The organism is Alloscardovia omnicolens DSM 21503 (assembly GCF_000420505.1).
Taxonomy (GTDB): domain Bacteria; phylum Actinomycetota; class Actinomycetes; order Actinomycetales; family Bifidobacteriaceae; genus Alloscardovia; species Alloscardovia omnicolens.
The window spans coordinates 24816-44021 of sequence record NZ_ATVB01000008.1 but is presented as its reverse complement, the minus strand read 5'-3'; the positions used below and the strand labels follow the sequence as shown (position 1 = coordinate 44021).

The window sequence follows — 19206 nt, the reverse complement described above, 5'->3', positions numbered from 1 at the left end:
TTAACTATGTATTTTTATGGTGAGAGAAGAAGGGAATATTATGTCTAGGCATAAGAAGCCTGTGTGAGGTGTGCAAAAGCTTCGTAAACCAATTGGTTTCATAGCTGCTGTAGCACTTGCCACCGCTGGCTTAGTACCTCTGGTGGGTAGCTCTGTGTTTGCACATGCTGACCCTATTACTGCCGAATATAACGGCACTACTTTTACTAACGACACTCAGTCTAAGGATTGCGAGCGGCGTAATGAGTCGAACAACAATGGTCAGTTTGTTAATGGTGATAGTAGCTATTTGCCTGAGTCTAATCCTCTGACCAACACTGCGAACGATACGACGTGTCTCCGAACGCATGATCCTCACACCCCTCCGTATGATCGGATTACATATTGGCAGAAGAACTTCATGCAGAGCGATCCGACGAACGAAGCTGGTTGCCCAACTGGTCCGCAGGCCGCAAACGTTAAAGAACTGGCATATAAGACCTTGAATAAGTTGAGTTCCAATGTGCCTGATTCAGTTGCCGCTGCTGATGCGAAGTTCGGCTGGCGTTCGATTGCTGACAATGGTTACGTATCGGCGATGCGTAATTTCGCCTCGAACTCGCCTGGCAACTACAAGAACGATGTTAACTACTTCGCGTTGGGCAACTTCAATGGACAGTCCAACGGTTTGGTAGATACCCGCAAGGAAAGTTATAAGGGCCTCTATCAGGATAATGCTGTGAAGAATGGCACCGTTGATCTTAGTATTGGGCAGGAGATGCGCTTCAAGGCTACGCCTGCTTCGAATATTACTGAAGTAACTTCGTACCCTATTACGGGTCAGCTGAACTACGCCTTGTGGGTCAAGGGTAATGCAATCGCGGAGGATCCTTACAACGGTCGCACAAACATGTACTGGACGCCGACTACACAAGGAGCGCAGATTGGTATTTCAGGATATAACAACTCCGGTGGTTCTTACGGTATGTTCGAGAATGCTGTGGATAGCTCGTCTAGAGGCACTACAAACCGGCTGGATTCAGGTCTGCTGATTGCTTTACCACAGCCAAAGCCTAAGGCTGAAGCAACAAACGTTGCTAAGGGCGCTTCTTTGGGTCATGCTGAGGACTTCATTACTAACAAGGATAAGGTCACTGCTGACACCACACTGATCAGCCGCTATGGCATAACCACACCCCAGATCAAACAGCGCCAACAATTCCACACACTTACTAGCAAAATCACTACCATACGCACCCATACAAACACTCCCTAAAATAAAAGAACCAACCATACAGTCCAACAAAAACGGAGCAGCATAAAAATGGCTTCACAACTGGCATATCGGTTGCGCGTATTGGCTTCACGTATGAAAACAAAAAATCTCACGACACAGCTCTCCAACTGTAGCGGAACTATGTCGCGAGACATGACACACGTGCGCGAGAAGGGACTTGAACCCTCACTCCAGTGGAACAGGAACCTAAATCCTGCGCGTCTACCAATTCCGCCACTCGCGCAAAGTAATTCAGAGTAAGAATGTGTAAATAGGTAGTCAGAGCCACTTGCCGGAATCGGACCGGCGACCTTCTCATTACGAGTGAGACGCTCTACCAACTGAGCTAAAGTGGCAATACAATCAACATGCTTGCGCATGCGTCGTACAAAAGTAAGAGTGTAGCATAGATGCGCTAGAAAGTGCAAGCCGTCCAGTGTCTTAATAAAGCACAGAGAAACGCGAGCCGCAGAGCCAAAACCAATCCCTCACTGCACACGTTTGCAAGGATTTTGTGTGCATGCCCGCACACAAGACTCAAACAAGAGCAAAAAATCGCGCACGTGTCCTTTTCACCTACTAATCTTTATTGTTTAGGTACGGAGAATCGTACGTTATACAAGGTATGAAAGGACCGGCAATGGCCATCAATCCACCTATTGATGCAACTCAAACACCAGCATGGTCTGCTTTGCAGAATCATTTCAATCAGTTGCAGGCTGAAGGCATTAACCTGCGCGAGTGGTTCGCAGCCGATGCAAACCGCACAGCTAGCTTAAGCTTTGAAGCTGGAGATTTGCACTTCGATTTGTCTAAGAACCTCATCAAGCCAGAGACACTGCAGTTATTTGCAGACTTGGCTAAGGATGTGAAGCTCGAAGAGCGTATTCAGCAGCAGTACACCGGTGTGCATATTAACAATACTGAAGATCGCGCTGTTCTTCACACAGTTTTGCGTCGTCCAGCTTCCGACGAAGGTAAGTTCATTGTAGACGGTCAGGACACCGTAAAGGATGTTCGCGAAGTTCTCGACCGTATTTACGCTTTTGCTAACAAGGTGCGCTCCGGCGAGTGGACTGGCGTAACTGGCAAGAAGATTGATACCGTGGTAAACATTGGTATTGGTGGCTCTGACTTGGGTCCAGTTATGGTCTACGAAGCTTTGAAGGCATACAACGATTCAGGTATCTCTGCTCGTTACGTCTCCAACATTGACCCTAACGATATGGCTGAAAAGCTCAAGGGCATTAATCCAGAAACTACCTTGTTCATTGTTGTGTCTAAGACTTTCACCACTTTGGAAACCTTGACCAACGCTCGCTCTGCACGCACTTGGTTACTTGAAACTTTGAAGGCTCAGGGCGCAATCGACGGTTCGGACGAAAAGAATGCTGAAGCTGTTGTAAAGCACTTCATTGCAGTGTCTACTGCACTCGACAAGGTTGCTGAATTCGGTATTGATCCAAACAATGCTTTCGGTTTCTGGAACTGGGTTGGCGGCCGCTACTCTGTAGATTCCGCTGTTGGTACTTCTATTGCTATTGTTTACGGCCCAGAACGCTTCGAAGACTTCTTGCGCGGTTTCCATGTTATCGATGAGTACTTCGCAAATACTCCAATCGAAAAGAACGTTGTAGCTTTGATGGGCTTGATGAACGTTTGGTATGTGAACTTCTTCGGCGCACATTCCCACGCTGTTTTGCCATACAACCAGTATCTACATCGTTTCGCCGCATACTTGCAGCAGCTCACCATGGAGTCCAATGGTAAGTCTGTGCGCTGGGATGGCACTCCTGTAACCACTCAGACCGGTGAAATCTTCTGGGGTGAGCCAGGAACTAACGGTCAGCACGCTTTCTACCAGCTGATTCACCAGGGCACTCGCCTCATTCCTGCAGACTTTATTGCTTTTGCTAATACTCCAAATGCAACAAAGGATGGCGATCAGGACGTTCACGAGCTCTTCCTCGCTAACTACTTGGCTCAGACCAAGGCTTTGGCATTTGGTAAGACCGCTGAAGAAGTTCGCGCTGAAGGTACTGACGAGGCTATTGTTCCTGCTCGCGTATTCACCGGTAACCGTCCAACCACCTCTATTTTGGGCGACACGTTGTCTCCATTTGCTGTTGGTGAGTTGATTGCTCTGTATGAGCACATTACCTTGGTTGAAGGTACTGTTTGGGGCTTGGATTCCTACGACCAGTGGGGCGTAGAGCTCGGTAAGGTTCTGGCAAAGCAGATTGCTCCTGCTATTTCTCAGGATGACGCTGCTTTGGCTCAGCAGGATCAGTCCACTCAGGCACTGATTAACTTCTACCGCGCACACCGCCACTAAAAGCGCATAACTGCAGGCTCGCTCACTCTCGTTTTTCGAGATAGAGCGGGCCTGTTTTGTATTTAGTCCAGCAAGTACCGTATAGTTTTACTTCAGTTCGTTATTTTTACGAAATTTCAATGTAGATACTTTCCCACACAGTTTATAGTCCTCGGCTATGTGATGACTGATGTAGAGGAATTGTTTTTTACTCACGAAAGGTCACACACGTGGCAAATACTAATCTTGCTGATATGAAGCTCCCTGAGCTGCGCGAACTTGCTAAAGAAATGAAATTGCGCGGCACTTCTACTATGCGTAAGCCTGAACTGATTGAGCGTATTAACGAAGCGCGTCAATCAAGCGCTCCAGCTTCTGAAGCACCTCTTATTGAACTGTCAGAAATTAAAAGCGCTCCTGCACGTTCTCGCGCAGACAAGAAGGCAGATAAAGTTATTGACTTGGGCGTAGAACTTCCTGTTCGTAGCCGCCGTAAGCCAGTCGCTGTCAGCGAAGAAGAGCAGGCTGAGCGTGAAGCAAGCCGTCATCAGGCTAAAGCTGATTTGAATGATATTCTGTCCGCTCTTCCAGACCGTTCAGAGCGCGAACGTGCCGAAAGCATTGCTCAGGCTGCAGCTCAGCGCGAACAGCGCGGTGCAAGCCATGCAGACCGTCGCAACCGTATCTCTCGTGTAGATCGCGCACGCTTGGACGAGGAATCCGAAAAGAACGAGCGCCGTTCACGTCGTTATGATCGTGCAGAAAGCACAGAAGAGTCAAACGAGGACGACAATAACGAGCGTTTCGAGCGCAATAATCGTCGCAATAATAACCGTAATAATCGTAAGAACCGTGCAGAAAATCACGAAGAACAGCAGGTTCACGAAGAGCAGCAGCCAGAAGAAGAACTCATTCGCGTTGCTGGTATCGTAGACATTCTCGATTCTTATGCTTTTGTGCGTACCTCTGGTTACTTGCCAGGTCCAAACGATGTGTATGTATCTATGGGTCAGGTGAAAAAGTACGGTTTGCGCAAGGGTGACGCTGTGCGCGGCTTTATTAAGACAAATCGTGATGGCGACCGTCGCAATCAGCGCCAAAAGTTCGTTCCACTGCAGTCGGTGGAAGCTATTAACGGCTTGAGCCTGGAAGAGGCTGCTCAGCGTCCTCAGTTCTCCAAGCTCACTCCGCTGTATCCACAAGAGCGTTTGAAGATGGAAACAACGCCGGTGAATATGGTGGGTCGCATTATTGATATTGTTTCGCCAATTGGTAAGGGTCAGCGCGGTCTGATTGTGTCTCCACCAAAGGCTGGTAAGACCATTACTTTGCAAAACATTGCAAACTCCATTAAGGCAAATAATCCAGAAGTGCATTTGATGGTGGTTCTCGTTGATGAACGACCTGAAGAAGTTACCGACATGGAGCGCACGGTTCAGGGTGAAATTATTTCTTCCACCTTCGACCGTCCAGCTTCCGACCACACTATTGTTGCTGAGCTTGCTATTGAACGCGCAAAGCGTTTGGTGGAGCTTGGTCAGGATGTTGTGGTGTTGCTTGACTCCATGACTCGTTTGGCTCGCGCCTACAATATTGCTGCTCCAGCTTCCGGACGTATTCTTTCCGGTGGTGTGGATGCTCAGGCACTCTACCCTCCAAAGAAGTTCTTTGGTGCTGCTCGCAACATTGAAAACGGCGGCTCTTTGACTATTATTTCCTCCGCTTTGGTGGAAACTGGTTCGAAGATGGACGAAGTGATTTTCGAAGAATTCAAGGGCACAGGCAATATGGAATTGCGCTTGTCTCGTGAACTTTCGGAGAAGCGACTCTTCCCAGCAATCGACATTAACGCATCTTCCACTCGTCGTGAGGAACTTATTACCGATCCAGGTGAGATGGCGATTATCTACCGCTTGCGTCGTGCTTTGGGCGGATTAGAGCCAGAGTCCTCATACCAGCAGCTGGTAGGGCGTTTGAAGAAGACGCAGACCAACGCTGAGTTCTTGCGCATGATGGCGCAGCAGAGCAATTAGTTTTTCGTTCTGTTTGAGCGTTGCGGGCGGTTTCTCTGATTTTTGGAGGACTGCCCGTTTTGTTAGGGTGAGGATATGAACGTAGACAAGAGCGCAGAGAATACTGAGATTTCGTCCGCAAGTTTGGGCGCGGATGCTTCGGACGCGGTTATTGAGGCCACGCGCGAGATTGAGCACTTGCGCGAGAACATAGATGAGATTGATGATGAGATTGTGCGCTTGCTTGCACGCCGCTTTAGGATTACTGAGAAAGTTGGGCAATTAAAGGCAGCGGCTGGGTTCGCGGCTTTGGACGCTGCTCGGGAGGAGCGTCAGCTGGCACGCATGAGTGGGCTCGCTGTCGATTGTGGGTTAAGCCCAACGATCGCGCATGCTTACCGCGATTTTGTGGTGACCGCGTCGAAAAAGCGTCACGAGGATATTGCGGCTGGGCGCTAAGAAACCCCGCATCGGGCTCGGACGCGATTCAGGAGGTCTGTTTCTTCCAAACGCTGTGTAGGAATTGGACGATACAGAGTTTTGAGGGTCATCGATTTCTTTGCAGAATAGAGAATTAAATACCGTCACATCGCTGCTTAACGTACTTCCAGAAAAACAGGCAAAATCACCCAAAACAGGGCAGTAGCGTATGTATCGTCCCCACGGTACATACGAAAACACGGAAAACAAGAGGGGGGGGGAGGATTCACACGAATCCTCCCCCCCCTTAGGCTAATAATTTACCTCTTCCGTGCTGGAGCTTCTCCCAGCTCAGAAGTGGTAATCGTAATCTCGTCAGCGTTAGCGTTGTCGGCAGTCAAATCTGCGGCAACCCACTCAACTGTGCCCGTTACCTTACCGGCTTCGTAAATGTCGCCAGATACAGACTCAATCAAAGCGATGGCCTTCTCATCAACAGCCAAAGTAGCGCTTAAGATTGGAGTCTTCATCGAAACCTTGGCTTCGGACTTAATCTTGCGCAAAGCAGCCAGAGCGCGACCTGCCCAGAGCAGAACATCGTCATCGGCGTCGCCCGCAGCGGCACGATACAAGCCCGCCTCAGGCCATGCGGCGCGGTGAACCGAGCCAGCGCCGTCATGCATCCAAGAATACACTTCCTCGGTAGCGTAAGGCAGATACGGAGCCAAGAGTCGTGCGAACGCATCCAATCCTAAGCCTAAAGTAGTGCGAGCAGACAAAGTTTCTTCTGCAGTTGGCAACTTGCCAGTCGCATCAGCAGTGCCATATGCGCGGTTCTTAGCCAGCTCAATGTAATCATCGCAGAACTGCCAGAAGAAGCTCTCAATGGTTTCCAATGCCTTCGCATGGTCGTAATCATTCAGCGCAGCAGTAGCCACCTCAACAACAGAAGCCAACTGAGCCATCACAGAACGATCGAGTGGATGAATCACATCAGCAACATTCCATGTAACAGAAGTATGGTCAGCAACCTGATGGTTCTCGTCTTCGCGTCCAATCGCCAAAGCAAACTTCGTAGCGTTCAGCAGTTTAATCGCCAAACGACGACCAATCTTCATTTCGCCAATCTCGTACGCAGCGTCAGTACCCAAACGAGCAGACGCAGCCCAGTAACGCACAGCATCCGCGCCAAACTTCTCAATCGGCTCAGATGGCACAACAACGTTACCCTTAGATTTACTCATCTTCTTATGGTCAGGGTCCAAAATCCAACCAGACAAACCGGCATGAGCCCAAGGAAGCACACCATTTTCTAGATGTGCGCGCACAACAGAACTAAACAGCCATGTGCGAATAATATCCTGACCCTGAGGACGCAAATCCATAGGGAAAGTAGCCTTGAACAGGGCTTCATTCTCTTCGCCTGGCTCCGCCCACTTCGTCACAATCTGAGGAGTTAAGGACGAGGTTGCCCATGTATCCATAATGTCTTTTTCAGCAGTAAAACCGCCAGGAACATCGCGCTGATCGTCGGTGTAGCCTGCTGGAACATCAATAGTTGGATCAATCGGCAAAATATCTTCTGCAGGAGTCAGCGGGTTATCGTAATCGACGGAACCATCAGCATTGATTGGGTACCACAATGGGAATGGCACACCAAAGAAACGCTGACGAGAAATCAGCCAGTCGCCGTTCAAACCATTCACCCAGTTCTCATAGCGCACGCGCATAAAGTCAGGGTGGAAGTCCAGCTCTTTGCCGCGCTCAATCAGTTCAGCATTCAAAGCACGGTCTGTTCCACCGTTCGACAAATACCACTGACGAGAAGTGACGATTTCCAAAGGCTTATCGCCCTTTTCGTAGAAGTTCGTCATACGCTTCGTTGGCGTTGGCTCGCCATCTAAATCGCCGGATTCACGCAAAGCGTCCACAATAATCTTGCGAGCAGAGAACGTGGTCTTGCCAGCAATCTGTTCGAACAAATCCACACCCTCAGCAGAGCTAATCCATTCAGGAGTGGTCATAACAATACGACCGTTACGCTGAATAATAGAACGTGTTGGCAAGTTCAAATCGCGCCACCACTGCACGTCGGTCATATCGCCGAAAGTACAGCACATAGCAATACCCGCGCCCTTATCCATCTCTGCAGCAGCATGAGCGACAACAGGAACTTCTACGCTAAACAGAGGCGAATACACAGACTTTCCGAAGAACTTCTGGTAACGCTCATCGTCAGGGTGAGCAATCAAAGCAACGCAAGCAGGAAGAAGCTCTGGACGAGTGGTTTCAATGTATATAGGTGAACCGTCATCTACCAAGTGGAAAGCAACCTTGTGATAGAAACCATCGTACTCGCGGCTTTCCAACTCAGCCTGCGCAACAGCAGTCTGGAACGTAACATCCCACAGACCAGGAGCCTGCTTCTGATATGCCTGACCGCGCTGCAAATTACGCAAGAAAGCCTTCTGAGCCACACGACGAGGATGCTCGCCAATCGTGTGATACGTGTTCTTCCAGTCAACAGACAGACCCAGCGTGCGCCACAGCTTCTCGAAAAGCTTTTCATCTTCAGTAGTTAAGCGCTCGCACAGCTCAATAAAGTTCTGACGAGATACAGGAACCTGATCTTTTGCCTGAATTTTCTTGCCCTCAGTACCTTCGAAAGGAGGCTTAAAATCAGGATCGTATTTAAGCGACGTATCTACGCGAACACCGAAATAGTTTTGCACACGACGCTCGGTTGGCAAACCGTTATCGTCCCACCCCATTGGATAGAACACGTCGAAACCGTTCATACGCTTAAAACGCGCAATAACATCGGTGTGCGTGTAGGAAAATACGTGACCTACATGCAAACTACCGGAGACGGTTGGAGGAGGAGTATCGATAGAATAGACAGCCTTACGGTCGCGGCTGCCTTGGAATGCGTAGGTTTGCTGTTCTTCCCAAGCGGCACCCCACTTCTCTTCCAAACCCTCAACGCCAACCTTAGCTGGCAAAGGGGTGAGAGAAGCGGAAATGCTTGTCTTATCTGCTTCATTAGTCATGCACACGAGTTTACGTGTGTTGCAAGACACGCCGAAGTGGGGAGCAGAAGGCAGGAACTTGCACAGACAGAGGCTAAGCACAGGTGAGCTACAAGTGAGCTACAGGTGAGTTAAAGGAGCGGGAAGCCGATGCGAGAACCCTACTCCTTCACAATATTTTCCAGCTGCACATATGAATCCGCCAGAGCCTTAGGCATGCCAGTAATTCCAGCGCGCTCAGCAACAATCGGCTGTTCCTCATACGCCCAAATTATTGGCGAGGCATCAGCAATCTGATTGCTTAAGGCTGTCATTGCTGCCGTGTATTCATTATCATTCGCAGCTTTTCGCGCATTATCTAAAGCGGTATTCGTGTCAGGGCTTGTGTACTGAGTTATGTAATCAGGGCTGGCAATATTTAAGAGGTCATGGCTACTGCTTAAATCGATAATCGCCATATCAAACTGTTTGCCCTCTACAATCTGAGACTGCCATTGATTATCTGGAACAGCTTGAGGTGTAACCGTTCCGCCTACTGCAACCAACTGCGAAGCTACGGTCTGAGCAAAAGCGTCACCTATGCTTTGCGGATACGACAAAGTAAAGTTTCGCGCATACCCATAGAAGCTCAAATATTGACGAGCCTGCGCAATATCCACATGATATGTTCCCGTTAAATCCTGGTATCCCGGATCGAGAGAAGGAACAGGGGCAGACAGCGCAACTGCGCTTACTCCCAACGCAGAAATAAGCTCAGACTGGTTAAGCATTGCGCGATAAGCCTGACGAATATGCGTGTCAGAGAACAGCGAATCCGCAGAAGTATTCAAAGCAATAGCCCAACGATGGGTGCTCGCGGTTGTAGCAACAGTTACGTCTTTGAGCTCGGAAAGCTTTTGACGAGCAGCCGCCACGTTAGCGGTTGCAGGGGAATTAGCCAGCGGTAAGATCGCATCCACTTTTTTCGCTTCGAGAGCATCCACAGCTGCATTCGCATCAGGGTATGCAACTAGCTTGATAGTAGAAAAACCCTTGATTTTCTTACCATAGTGAGGATTAACTGTTAAGGTAAGCGATTTGCCGGCTTCGAAGGCTTCAACCTGATACGGGCCAGAACCGACAGCAGTTTTCGCTGCGTCATACGTGGCTTGTGAGTCGTAAATAATTCCAGCTCGCGTGCTCAGCGCCCATAGAAGGTTTGGATCTGCTTGAGATAGCGTTATTTCTACTGTGAGATTATTGCCGTTCACGCTTGTGACGCGCTGCAACCGCGTTGAATCAACCGTTTGCTTTTCGAGCGTCTGCTTCAGCGAGGCGATCACATCGTCCGCATTAGCAGTATGACCGTTCGAAAAGTTCATACCTGAGTACAGCTTAAAAGTGTAGGTTAAACCGTCTGGAGAAATGCTCCAGTTTTTGGCTAAACCAGTGGGCACAGGCTGATTTTTTTCATCGCGACCGACCAAAGTATCGTACACATTATGCAGTAAAGCTTGATCAAGAGCAGAAGACGTATTAGAGGTCATATCAAGAGAGCTGATCGGTTGGGCGGTTGCCACTGTAAGGGTTTGACCGTTTCCTTCCGCCCCACCTAAGACGGCAGGCAGCTCTACCTTATGATTCACAATTGCCCATCCGCCCGTCACTATAAGAGCGAGCACAATAAGCGTAGCAAAGAAAATAAGACCTGAACGTAATGATGACTTCTGACTCATAGGTCGTAGTCTACGTCACAAGGCTAACGAGTATACATGCCGAAGCTCGGGCAGCTTTGTTTGAGCGGACACATATCGCATTCAGGTTTGCGTGCATGACACGTAGAACGCCCGAATAAAATAAGACGATCCGACACGTTTTTCCACTCGGATGGTTCAAAATATTGCGTTATTTCTGACTCAATATGCACGGGATCTGGATGAGATGAACGCCAATCTGTGCGCCAACGCAAACGACGTGTTAACCGAATAACATGCGTATCAACCGGAAAACCGGGTTCATTAAAAGCATGACCGAGCACAACATTTGCAGTTTTACGACCCACTCCCGGAAGAGTTACCAGCTCCTCCATTGTGCTAGGCACTTCGCCATTAAAATCACGGACTAAAGATTGCGCTATCTGCACAGCTCTCTGGGCTTTTACCCGCCAAAAACCGATGGCATGAATAATCTCGCCAATCAGTTCCACATTGCCCTCAGCCATCGTTTCAGCAGTAGGGTAGAGCGCAAAAAGTTCAGGAGTAACCGAGTTAACGCGTACATCCGTGGTCTGAGCGCTCATCATCGTGGCAATCAGCAGTTCAAAAGAGTTACGAAAAACTAAACCTGGCTGAGGATTCGGTATTTCTTCGCATAAAATCGCGTACTCCTCATGAATGCGTTGCGCGCGTTGCTGTTTGGTCTCGCGAGGCATGTTACTCTTCGTCTTGCCCATCTCCATGAGAACGAGCGCCCTGAGGAGGGTCAAAACGATAACCCACGTTACGCACAGTTCCAATCACAGACTCAAACTCAACGCCTAACTTAGCGCGCAGACGACGAACATGCACATCAACCGTGCGCGTACCGCCGTAATAATCGTAGCCCCACACTTCCTGAAGTAAATGTGTGCGCGTAAAAGCGCGGCCTGGGTGCAGTACTAAATACTTGAGAAGCTCAAACTCTTTATACGCCAAATCAAGCGGATGTCCATGCAGCGTAGCGGTGTAGCCAATCGTATCTACTTCCAAAGCGCCGCACGTAATCACGCCGTTTCGAGACGATGCAGACGAGGAATTCTTCTCATCGTCTGAAGTATCTGACGTGTGCATAAGACCAGGATTAACCAAGCCGCCCATAGACAGAACGCGCGCGCGAGTTTCAACTTCTGCAGGGCTGGCAGTGTTGACCACGAAATCTGCAGCCTTCCACTCAGCGTTAAAAGCTAAACAGCCGCCCTCACTTAAAATAACGATAATTGGAAATTGAACGCCCGAGGCAGCTGCCATCGAGCAGAAAGTCTTTGCAGACGCAACATCTTCGCGAGCATCTAAAAACACAATACTTTCATCAGGAATGCGCACAAGCGAGGATGTTTCTGTAGGCAGAACGCGCACACGATGTTGGAGTAAAGCTAAAGCAGGCAACACGGAAGCGGGATCAGTCGATTTTGTTAGCAGTGTGAAATCGCTCATGACTGTCCTTCCGAAAAACGCATACTGCGCGCTTCGATTTGCGATTTGTGTGTTCATATCGATAGCGCATGAAGTAACAAACAACGGCGTGAACAGAATGCCCTGCTAAACCGTTACTATGAATAATAGTAAACGTTATCTACCGCATTCGTCTATTTGCGGTCAAGGAGTGAAAATGTCGAAGGAACAAGCCGCTGGTGTTCAGGGTGGGAATGTGGGTGAGTCGGGCGCTGCTCGGAGTGCGCGTGTAGCTGGTGTTCGTGTGGCTGGTGTACGTGTAGCGGGGGCAAGCGCGGTTGTATGTGCGCTTATGTTTTTCCTGATTGCATCCATGTGGCATGTGGGCGGTGTTCTTTTGTATGCTCTGCCTGTGTTTATTGTGGCGGTGGCAGGTGTTGCGGCTTGGCTTTTCCCTGCTGAACTGTATACGCCTACTCCTCATGCTTCACGTATTGCAGCAGTTGCTATGAGCCTCGCGGGAGTCATTGCCGCTTTAATCGCAGCCGAACAGCATTTTGGTGCGGCTCTGTTTATGCTGATGTCCGCTTTGATTGCTGGCGGTTTCTTATTTGAAATGTTGCGAAAAGAACGCACTCAGTTAATTGAGTCGCTGGCAAACATTATTTTGATGGGAACTTTAGGTTTGGCATCGTCAGGCTGGATGGTTGCGCGTTTTGCGCGTGCGGCTGGTTTGGCAATCAGTACTACTGCTTTCGTTGCTATTATTGCCTTCATCGTTATCGGAATTCTGTGCATTAGCCTGAGTGTGGGAGCTTGGTCACGCGATGCCGTGCGTGCATCTCAAGCGGGTGGTTCTGGAGTGAAAGCCCCTCAAGCGGGTGAGCAGTCAAGCGATGGTAAAGCGAACGAGGCTTCGCAACAGACTGAAGAAGCGCGTAATCTCTCTCCTGTTTGGAGATACGCAGGATTAGCAGCAATGCTCAGCGGTATTTTGCCACTGATGATTTTCCTTATCAGCTTTATTGTTTGAGTGTTCTTAGTGTGCTCTAGGCTGGCGTGGTTCTCGGCTCGCGTGCGAAATTCGTAAAACTGACTTAATGAAACGGTGTAAGTTTTACGTGGTCTGAATGACTTGAACCTCTGCAAGTGTTTTGAGCTATGACGCAGGCAGTATGTCATGTTTGGCAATGTAATTCGTTCCAGTTTTAGGTCTAAAAAGCAGTCAGCCACGGCAGAAGAAACCTGCCATGGCTGACATTTTTATCCGAGCAGTAAAGCAAAACAAGCAAAACCTGTTATGTCAAACGATGTTCGGAACTCATCAAGTCTTAAGAGTTGTTACTCTCACACATGCTGGTTTAACGGATTAATACACCTTTTATACCAGTTTTGATGCGCAAAAATGGCTTCAAAAGTGCCATATCGGTTGCGCGTATCGACCTCAGTCATGAAGTCAAACCAAAATGTGTCAAAACGCCAAAACGATGTCGTGACGCATGCCATCCGGAGGAACGAAGTGGAACTTACTGGGCAACTTACTCCTCGAAACATCGCTAAAATCTGAAGAACTAGCAATCGCAATATCTGCGGAATAAAAAAGTCCTCGGAAGTCCTAAAAGACGTTCCGAGGACTCGCTATATAAGCAGTAAGCGGTCTACTGAAGTTTACTCAGCATCTGCCAAACGCTGACGAGCAGCAACGATTTCTGCCTCAGCCTTGTCAACAGTAGTCCAGTAAGAACCTGGCATAACTTCCTTGCCTGGCTCCAAAGCCTTGTACTGGTTGAAGAAGTGTTCAATTTCCTTCTTGTGGAACTCGTTAACGTCGTCAATATCCTTGATGTCGTCAAAACGAGGGTCTGCAGGAACGCACAAAATCTTGTCGTCTCCACCAGCTTCGTCAACCATGTGATACAAGCCAACAGCGCGGCATTCCACAATGCAGCCAGGGAATACGGAGTTTGGAATCATAACTAAAGCGTCGAGTGGATCGCCGTCTTCGCCCAAAGTACCTTCAATATAGCCGTAGTCATCTGGGTAGCCCATAGAAGTGAACAAAGTGCGGTCGAGCATAATGCGGCCGGTCTCGTGGTCTACTTCGTACTTGTTCTTAGAACCGCGTGGAATTTCCACCAAAACATTAAATGTTTCTGCCATTTTTTCTCCTCAAAGAGATTGTGTGTGGCGCTGATCAATCAGCACTCTCAGCGTCTAGCTTACTTGCTGCGCAGTATAAGCGAGAGGTATGGGTTCGTTATGAGTCGGGGAAGCGAGTGGTATAAGCGAGTGGTATAAGCGAGTGGCATGGTGATGGAGCGGTGGACGTGTTTAGTGTGAAAGATATCGCTTACGTGGCATTAGACATGAGATGTCTCCGCTGAAACTGGGCGAGTTATCCACATTGGTTCACATATTCATTTCAATAGTGGTTTTCGCGCTCGCATCAGTCATGCTGGAAGAACGACACCGTAGTCGTAGAAATAGGGAAGGATCATACGATGAAAAAATTATTCAGGAGAAGGCTTAAGTGCTCGGATAGCGCGCTCGCGAGAGAAGAGCGTCAAGCGGTTTCGAAAGAAAAACGCGCAGAAAATAACGTTGTCAAAAATAGAGTTGAAGAAAATAGCGTGCGGATGCTGCGTTCGTTGAGATCGGAAAGAGCACAAATGCTGCGCACGTCGCGAGTTGCGCGCATTCTATCCCTCTTGTGGGGGATGCTACTGAGCGTTGCGCTGCTCGTGATGCTATGTCTGAACGTTCAACCGCAAATTGCATCAGCGAAACCTGCAGGCGGTCATCTGGCGAGACCGTCAAAAAGCCTGTTCATGCTTTTGCCGAGCTTTAAAGGGTACGTTTTGGGCGTGATTGGCGTCAGTGAGAACGGCGATTATCTGTACTGCCATCAATGGGGCGTGGATTCTACGTGGACGTTTAGCAACAGTCGGCAAATTCCTGACTCGCCGCAAACGCGATCAATGGGGTATCTGTTGGAGAGGTATCATAACTCGTCAAATCCCTTGGATCATGCGGCTTTAGCAACGCTTATTCATGATCATTTTGATTTAGATTCTTCGCGTCCGCAATGGAATGCGAGCCGAGCGCGTGTAATGTCGGATGCTCCTGGGGTTGAGCAGCGTGCGACCGAATTATGGGCGGAGGGCACGTCGCATGCTGTTGCGGGCACGGAGGTTACGATGGCGTATTCGCAGGCAAAGCGGCGTGGTCGGGTGTCGGTGCGTGTAACGAATGCAAGCGGTGAATCTCTCAATAATGTTCCTGTTACTGTGCGATTGCATGGTCCTGCGCATTTTGAGAGTAATAATTCGGATTCTATTACTGTTACGAGTGCTACCGATCCGGTTGATGTGCCATGGGTTGCAACGGGTGAGGGTGAAGTGAGTACCTCGCAGAGCGTCTCTGTGCAGACCTTAGATGATGTGGATAGTGCGCAAAATTTTGTGCGCTTAGGCGATAATCATGAGGCGGTTTTTCAGGGTATTCGCTTCGATGTGCGTAAGGTTTTTCAGCCAGAAATTCGCACTCAAGTTCCTTCGTTGATTGACGAGGCGGGTAATGCGATGAGCGATAGTGTGCAGGTGGGCGTTATGTCAGGCGATGCGTGGGAAAAGGGAGTGACGCTAAAAGCGACCGGTTACGCGTATACGGGTTTGACGCATGAGAAGGTTGCGCAATTGAGCGCAGATGAGAAAATTCAGGTGCGGGATGGAGAAAAAGCCGCTGATTATATTGCTCGTTTACGCGAGTTAGGGCTTGAATCGGTGGGAACAGAGCAGATAGAGTTTACTGATGCGGGCCAAACGCGCGATGTGCACAGCTCTGTGATTACTGATGAGGAGAGTAAATTCACCACCTGGGTGTGGACGATTGCGCGCGATGAGCAAGGTGAAGATGCGGGTGGCAAAGACGCGCGACAGTGGATGGATAAGGATGCGATTTCTGGGTTGTTGGATGTGAAAGAAAGCACATCGACCAGACAGCATGTGTCTGTTGATTCAACAGTTTCGGAGCATTCCGCTGAGTTAGGAGCGCCACTAACCGATCGTATTACGATTGCTGGGTTCCCCGATGATCACGGTGAGTTTACGGGTAATGAGAGGTTTGGCTGGAAGGCAGATGAGCGCTTGGCAACGGTTCGCGTGTATTGGTCGGCAGACAAGCCCGACTCTGTGGTGGCTCCCGCAGATGATGATACGCATCAGCTCGTTGGACAGTTTGAGTATGAAGCGCGCAATGGTGTTCTCGCTGTGGGAGGTGGCAAGCCGGACGCGCATGGTGAGCCCGTGCACATTTATGCTGACAGGCTTGGTTACTACGCTTTCGTGTATAGTTTCGCTGGAGATGACCGCGTGATGCCTGTGACCAGTGCGTGGAACGATGAGTGGGAATGCACTCGAGTGGTGAAGACGCCACACAGTGCCTCGATAGTGACGCATGTTGACAAGTCTGAAGTGATGCCAGGCGAAGATTTTGCTGATATTGCACGTGTGGAAGGTACTGTTTCGGAGGGGTCGACTGTGAGTTTTACTGCTTATGATGCCGCCGATAGTGGAGGGGAGATGGGAGCGACGCCGGTCTTGATCAAAGAGGAAACGGTGGCGATTACTCCGGACATGCGCGCAGATGATGGCAGTTATGAGGTGCGCAGTCCTTCTGTGAGATCGCAGACTCCGGGAATTGTGTATTGGAAAGCAACTTTGCGCGGTGCGGATGGAACGATTTTGGCTTCGCATGGGCTGGGGGTTGCTGGGGAACAAACGGAGATTAAGCCGCCTCCGGATACGCCGAAAACTCCTGAAAAACCAAGCCAACCACTGGCACGCACGGGTATTTCGTTAGTGAGAGTAGCGGCTGCTGCGGCAACTGCAATGTTGGCTTATGGTTTGCTGGTGGCTGCACGAACTTTATGGAGGTTGCGTCATGAATAATGCTTGACAAAACACGTCAAGAACACGCCGTTGAGGAAATGATAGAAAATCCTACAAAATGGCAACATCGTGCGCACAAACGAACATATTAATCTGTGAGTTTATGGTGTTTCGTTTTACCATTTCGAGGAATAGGGATACACTAGGTGGTGTGTTCTTGACGGAGATGTCAAGTTCTCTCGATGATGAGTATTTATGTAGAAAGGATTCTGTCGTGAAGGCAATCGTAGCAACTCAAGATAAGAAAGCCGCTGTTGTAGATAAGGAATTGCGTCCATTACGTTATGGTGAGGCATTGCTCGATATGGAATGCTGCGGTGTATGCCACACTGATATGCATGTGATGCATCAGGATTATGGCGACAAAACTGGCGTAGTTCTTGGACACGAGGGTATTGGCATTGTTAAGGAAGTAGCTGAAGGAGCAGATGCTCTCAAGGTGGGCGACCGCGTATCCGTAGCTTGGTTCTTTAAGGGCTGTGGCCGTTGTGAGTATTGCACGACAGGTCGTGAAACTTTGTGTCGTTCCGTGCTCAACGCTGGCTACACTGCTGACGGTGGTATGGCACACGAGTGCATTGTTCCTGCGGATTATGCAGTTAAAGTTCCAGAAGGTCTTGACTCTTATGCAGCAAGCTCTATTACTTGCGCTGGCGTCACCTGCTACAAGGCTATTAAGGAGTCTGGCGTTCATCCGGGTGAATGGATTGTTATTTCTGGTTTGGGTGGTTTAGGTAACCTCGCTTTGCAGTATGCAAAGAATGTTTTCCAAGCTAAGGTTATTGCTGTTGATATTAACGACGAGCAGCTCGAGTTTGCTAAGAAGTTCGGTGCTGACTTGTGCGTTAACCCATTGAAGGAAGACTTGGGCGAAGTTGTTCAGCGTGAATGCGGTGGTGCTCATGGCGCAGTAGTAACTGCAGTGGGTAAGAGCGCTTTTAATGGCGCTGTTGATGCTTTGCGTGCTGGTGGTACTTTAGCTGCAGTTGGTTTGCCAACTGAGTCTATGGATTTGAGCATTCCTCGTTTGGTGCTTGATGGTATTCGTGTTGTGGGTTCGCTTGTTGGTACTCGTAAGGACTTGGAAGAAGCCTTCCAATTCGGTGCTGAAGGCAAGGTTGTTCCACAATGCCAGTCTCGACCAATGGAAGATATTAACGATATCTTCGATGAGATGGAAGCTGGAAAGATTCGTGGCCGTATGGTTATTGATCTGAAGCACTAAAGTCTTGCACAGTCGTTATGCGCTAAAGGTGTGTGAACTTTTTCTCTCTCTTTCTGCAGTTGCACACCTGTAAGAATATAGCGATGCGCCCCTTCATCATCATGCAGGTGAAGGGGCGTTGTGCTTTTAGTTCTTTTAATTATTTTCGGTAGCATCCTCGCTGGCTGCACGTTCTTTTCCATACATTTCAGGAATAAAACGTTCTTGATCGTGTAACTTATCCCAGATAACTGCTCGACCTTCTTCAAAACTACGTGGCACATCGAGAATACGTTGATTAGAAGAGCCACGGAATTGTAAAAGAGAATCATGCAAACTACTGATATATCGACCATCCACCAAAATATCAATATTATGTAATAGCTCAATCTTATCGGGAGTTTCACCTTCTCGCATAAGCTCTTCCCATGTATATCCAGTCCAAGCCCAGATATCTTTTGATGAACCAAATTCGCGGCGAATACGGTTCGTCAGTTGTATGAGCATAGGAGTGTTGAGCAGTGGTTCTCCGCCTAAAAGAGTAATACCCTGCACGTAATCTAAGCTTAAATCTTCTATAATTTTATCTTCGAGTTCTTGGGTATATTCATGACCTGCTTTGAAATCCCAAATCGAAGAATTATAGCAATCATGGCAGTGGAATGGGCATCCGCTCACATAGAGTGAGCAACGAATTCCCTCACCATCCGTTACAATAAAACGCTTGTAATCTGCCACAATATTGCGTGAGAGTTTGCGTCCATCCCATTGACCGGCACGAGGATTATTGGCAAGAGCAGTAGGAATATAAGGTCCGCGGTTTTTTTCTTCTGGAGCAAAATCGCGGTGAGCGCTACGTCGCACTGAGCCGGTTTTGGTAAACCCATCAGACATG

At 48.9% G+C, this 19206-nt stretch carries 13 protein-coding genes and 2 tRNA genes; 7 read left to right on the top strand and 8 right to left on the bottom strand.

The genetic code is table 11. The features are described from left to right. The first annotated feature begins 70 nt into the window (after positions 1-70). Complete coding sequence (locus tag G464_RS0104515; RefSeq protein ID WP_022856907.1) at positions 71-1255, top strand: hypothetical protein; 1185 nt, start codon at positions 71-73, stop codon at positions 1253-1255. Between the two features lie 163 nt (positions 1256-1418). Here G464_RS0104515 and G464_RS0104510 read toward each other — a convergent pair. Together G464_RS0104510 and G464_RS0104505 are read right to left on the bottom strand one after the other, a co-directional pair. Continuing rightward, positions 1419-1499 (bottom strand) — tRNA-Leu (locus G464_RS0104510). A gap of 39 nt (positions 1500-1538) precedes the next feature. Next, positions 1539-1611: transfer RNA gene (locus tag G464_RS0104505), tRNA-Thr, on the bottom strand. Positions 1612-1895: 284 nt separating this feature from the next. Here G464_RS0104505 and pgi point away from each other — a divergent pair. The 3 genes from pgi to G464_RS0104490 all read left to right on the top strand — a co-directional run bounded on the left by pgi (position 1896) and on the right by G464_RS0104490 (position 6040). Continuing rightward, positions 1896-3590, top strand: a complete 1695-nt coding sequence (gene pgi / locus G464_RS0104500; RefSeq protein WP_022856906.1) for a glucose-6-phosphate isomerase — start codon at positions 1896-1898, stop codon at positions 3588-3590. Positions 3591-3823: 233 nt separating this feature from the next. Continuing rightward, positions 3824-5602: a transcription termination factor Rho gene (gene rho / locus G464_RS0104495; RefSeq protein ID WP_039777624.1), complete on the top strand. Its 1779-nt coding sequence runs from the start codon at positions 3824-3826 to the stop codon at positions 5600-5602. Positions 5603-5677: 75 nt separating this feature from the next. Then, complete coding sequence (locus tag G464_RS0104490; protein WP_022856904.1) at positions 5678-6040, top strand: chorismate mutase; 363 nt, start codon at positions 5678-5680, stop codon at positions 6038-6040. Positions 6041-6321: 281 nt separating this feature from the next. Here the strand turns inward: G464_RS0104490 and valS are convergent, their stop codons facing one another. The 4 genes from valS to G464_RS08905 all read right to left on the bottom strand — a co-directional run bounded on the left by valS (position 6322) and on the right by G464_RS08905 (position 12200). After that, on the bottom strand, positions 6322-9051 hold the full coding sequence (valS, locus tag G464_RS0104485) for a valine--tRNA ligase (RefSeq protein ID WP_022856903.1): 2730 nt from the start codon (positions 9049-9051) through the stop codon (positions 6322-6324). Between the two features lie 140 nt (positions 9052-9191). Then, positions 9192-10745: an ABC transporter substrate-binding protein gene (locus tag G464_RS0104480; protein WP_022856902.1), complete on the bottom strand. Its 1554-nt coding sequence runs from the start codon at positions 10743-10745 to the stop codon at positions 9192-9194. 23 nt (positions 10746-10768) lie between these two features. Next, on the bottom strand, positions 10769-11440 hold the full coding sequence (nth, locus tag G464_RS0104475; RefSeq protein ID WP_022856901.1) for an endonuclease III: 672 nt from the start codon (positions 11438-11440) through the stop codon (positions 10769-10771). A 1-nt stretch (position 11441) separates the two neighbouring features. Then, positions 11442-12200, bottom strand: coding sequence for a response regulator transcription factor (locus G464_RS08905; protein WP_022856900.1), 759 nt, complete (start codon positions 12198-12200; stop codon positions 11442-11444). A gap of 175 nt (positions 12201-12375) precedes the next feature. Here G464_RS08905 and G464_RS0104465 point away from each other — a divergent pair, with 175 nt between their 5' ends. Further along, a complete protein-coding gene (locus G464_RS0104465) occupies positions 12376-13191 on the top strand; it encodes a hypothetical protein (protein ID WP_022856899.1) in 816 nt (271 codons plus the stop codon). 635 nt (positions 13192-13826) lie between these two features. Here G464_RS0104465 and G464_RS0104460 read toward each other — a convergent pair. Then, positions 13827-14318, bottom strand: coding sequence for an inorganic diphosphatase (locus tag G464_RS0104460; RefSeq protein WP_022856898.1), 492 nt, complete (start codon positions 14316-14318; stop codon positions 13827-13829). Between the two features lie 668 nt (positions 14319-14986). Here G464_RS0104460 and G464_RS0104450 point away from each other — a divergent pair. Continuing rightward, on the top strand, positions 14987-17107 hold the full coding sequence (locus G464_RS0104450) for a hypothetical protein (protein WP_155237055.1): 2121 nt from the start codon (positions 14987-14989) through the stop codon (positions 17105-17107). A gap of 214 nt (positions 17108-17321) precedes the next feature. After that, entirely contained in the window at positions 17322-18332 is a 1011-nt protein-coding gene (gene adhP / locus G464_RS0104445; RefSeq protein WP_022856895.1) for an alcohol dehydrogenase AdhP, read from the top strand. 135 nt (positions 18333-18467) lie between these two features. Here the strand turns inward: adhP and nrdG are convergent, their stop codons facing one another. Then, positions 18468-19205: an anaerobic ribonucleoside-triphosphate reductase activating protein gene (nrdG, locus tag G464_RS0104440; RefSeq protein WP_022856894.1), complete on the bottom strand. Its 738-nt coding sequence runs from the start codon at positions 19203-19205 to the stop codon at positions 18468-18470. Between the last annotated feature and the right edge of the window lies 1 nt (position 19206).

Coding starts and splice junctions, on each gene's coding strand:
- pgi (WP_022856906.1), top strand. CDS start 1,896: ATGGCCATCAATCCACCTATTGATGCAACTCAAACACCAGCATGGTCT.
- rho (WP_039777624.1), top strand. CDS start 3,824: ATGAAGCTCCCTGAGCTGCGCGAACTTGCTAAAGAAATGAAATTGCGC.
- G464_RS0104490 (WP_022856904.1), top strand. CDS start 5,678: ATGAACGTAGACAAGAGCGCAGAGAATACTGAGATTTCGTCCGCAAGT.
- valS (WP_022856903.1), bottom strand. CDS start 9,051: ATGACTAATGAAGCAGATAAGACAAGCATTTCCGCTTCTCTCACCCCT.
- G464_RS0104480 (WP_022856902.1), bottom strand. CDS start 10,745: ATGAGTCAGAAGTCATCATTACGTTCAGGTCTTATTTTCTTTGCTACG.
- nth (WP_022856901.1), bottom strand. CDS start 11,440: ATGCCTCGCGAGACCAAACAGCAACGCGCGCAACGCATTCATGAGGAG.
- G464_RS08905 (WP_022856900.1), bottom strand. CDS start 12,200: ATGAGCGATTTCACACTGCTAACAAAATCGACTGATCCCGCTTCCGTG.
- G464_RS0104465 (WP_022856899.1), top strand. CDS start 12,376: ATGTCGAAGGAACAAGCCGCTGGTGTTCAGGGTGGGAATGTGGGTGAG.
- G464_RS0104460 (WP_022856898.1), bottom strand. CDS start 14,318: ATGGCAGAAACATTTAATGTTTTGGTGGAAATTCCACGCGGTTCTAAG.
- G464_RS0104450 (WP_155237055.1), top strand. CDS start 14,987: ATGCTTTTGCCGAGCTTTAAAGGGTACGTTTTGGGCGTGATTGGCGTC.
- nrdG (WP_022856894.1), bottom strand. CDS start 19,205: ATGTCTGATGGGTTTACCAAAACCGGCTCAGTGCGACGTAGCGCTCAC.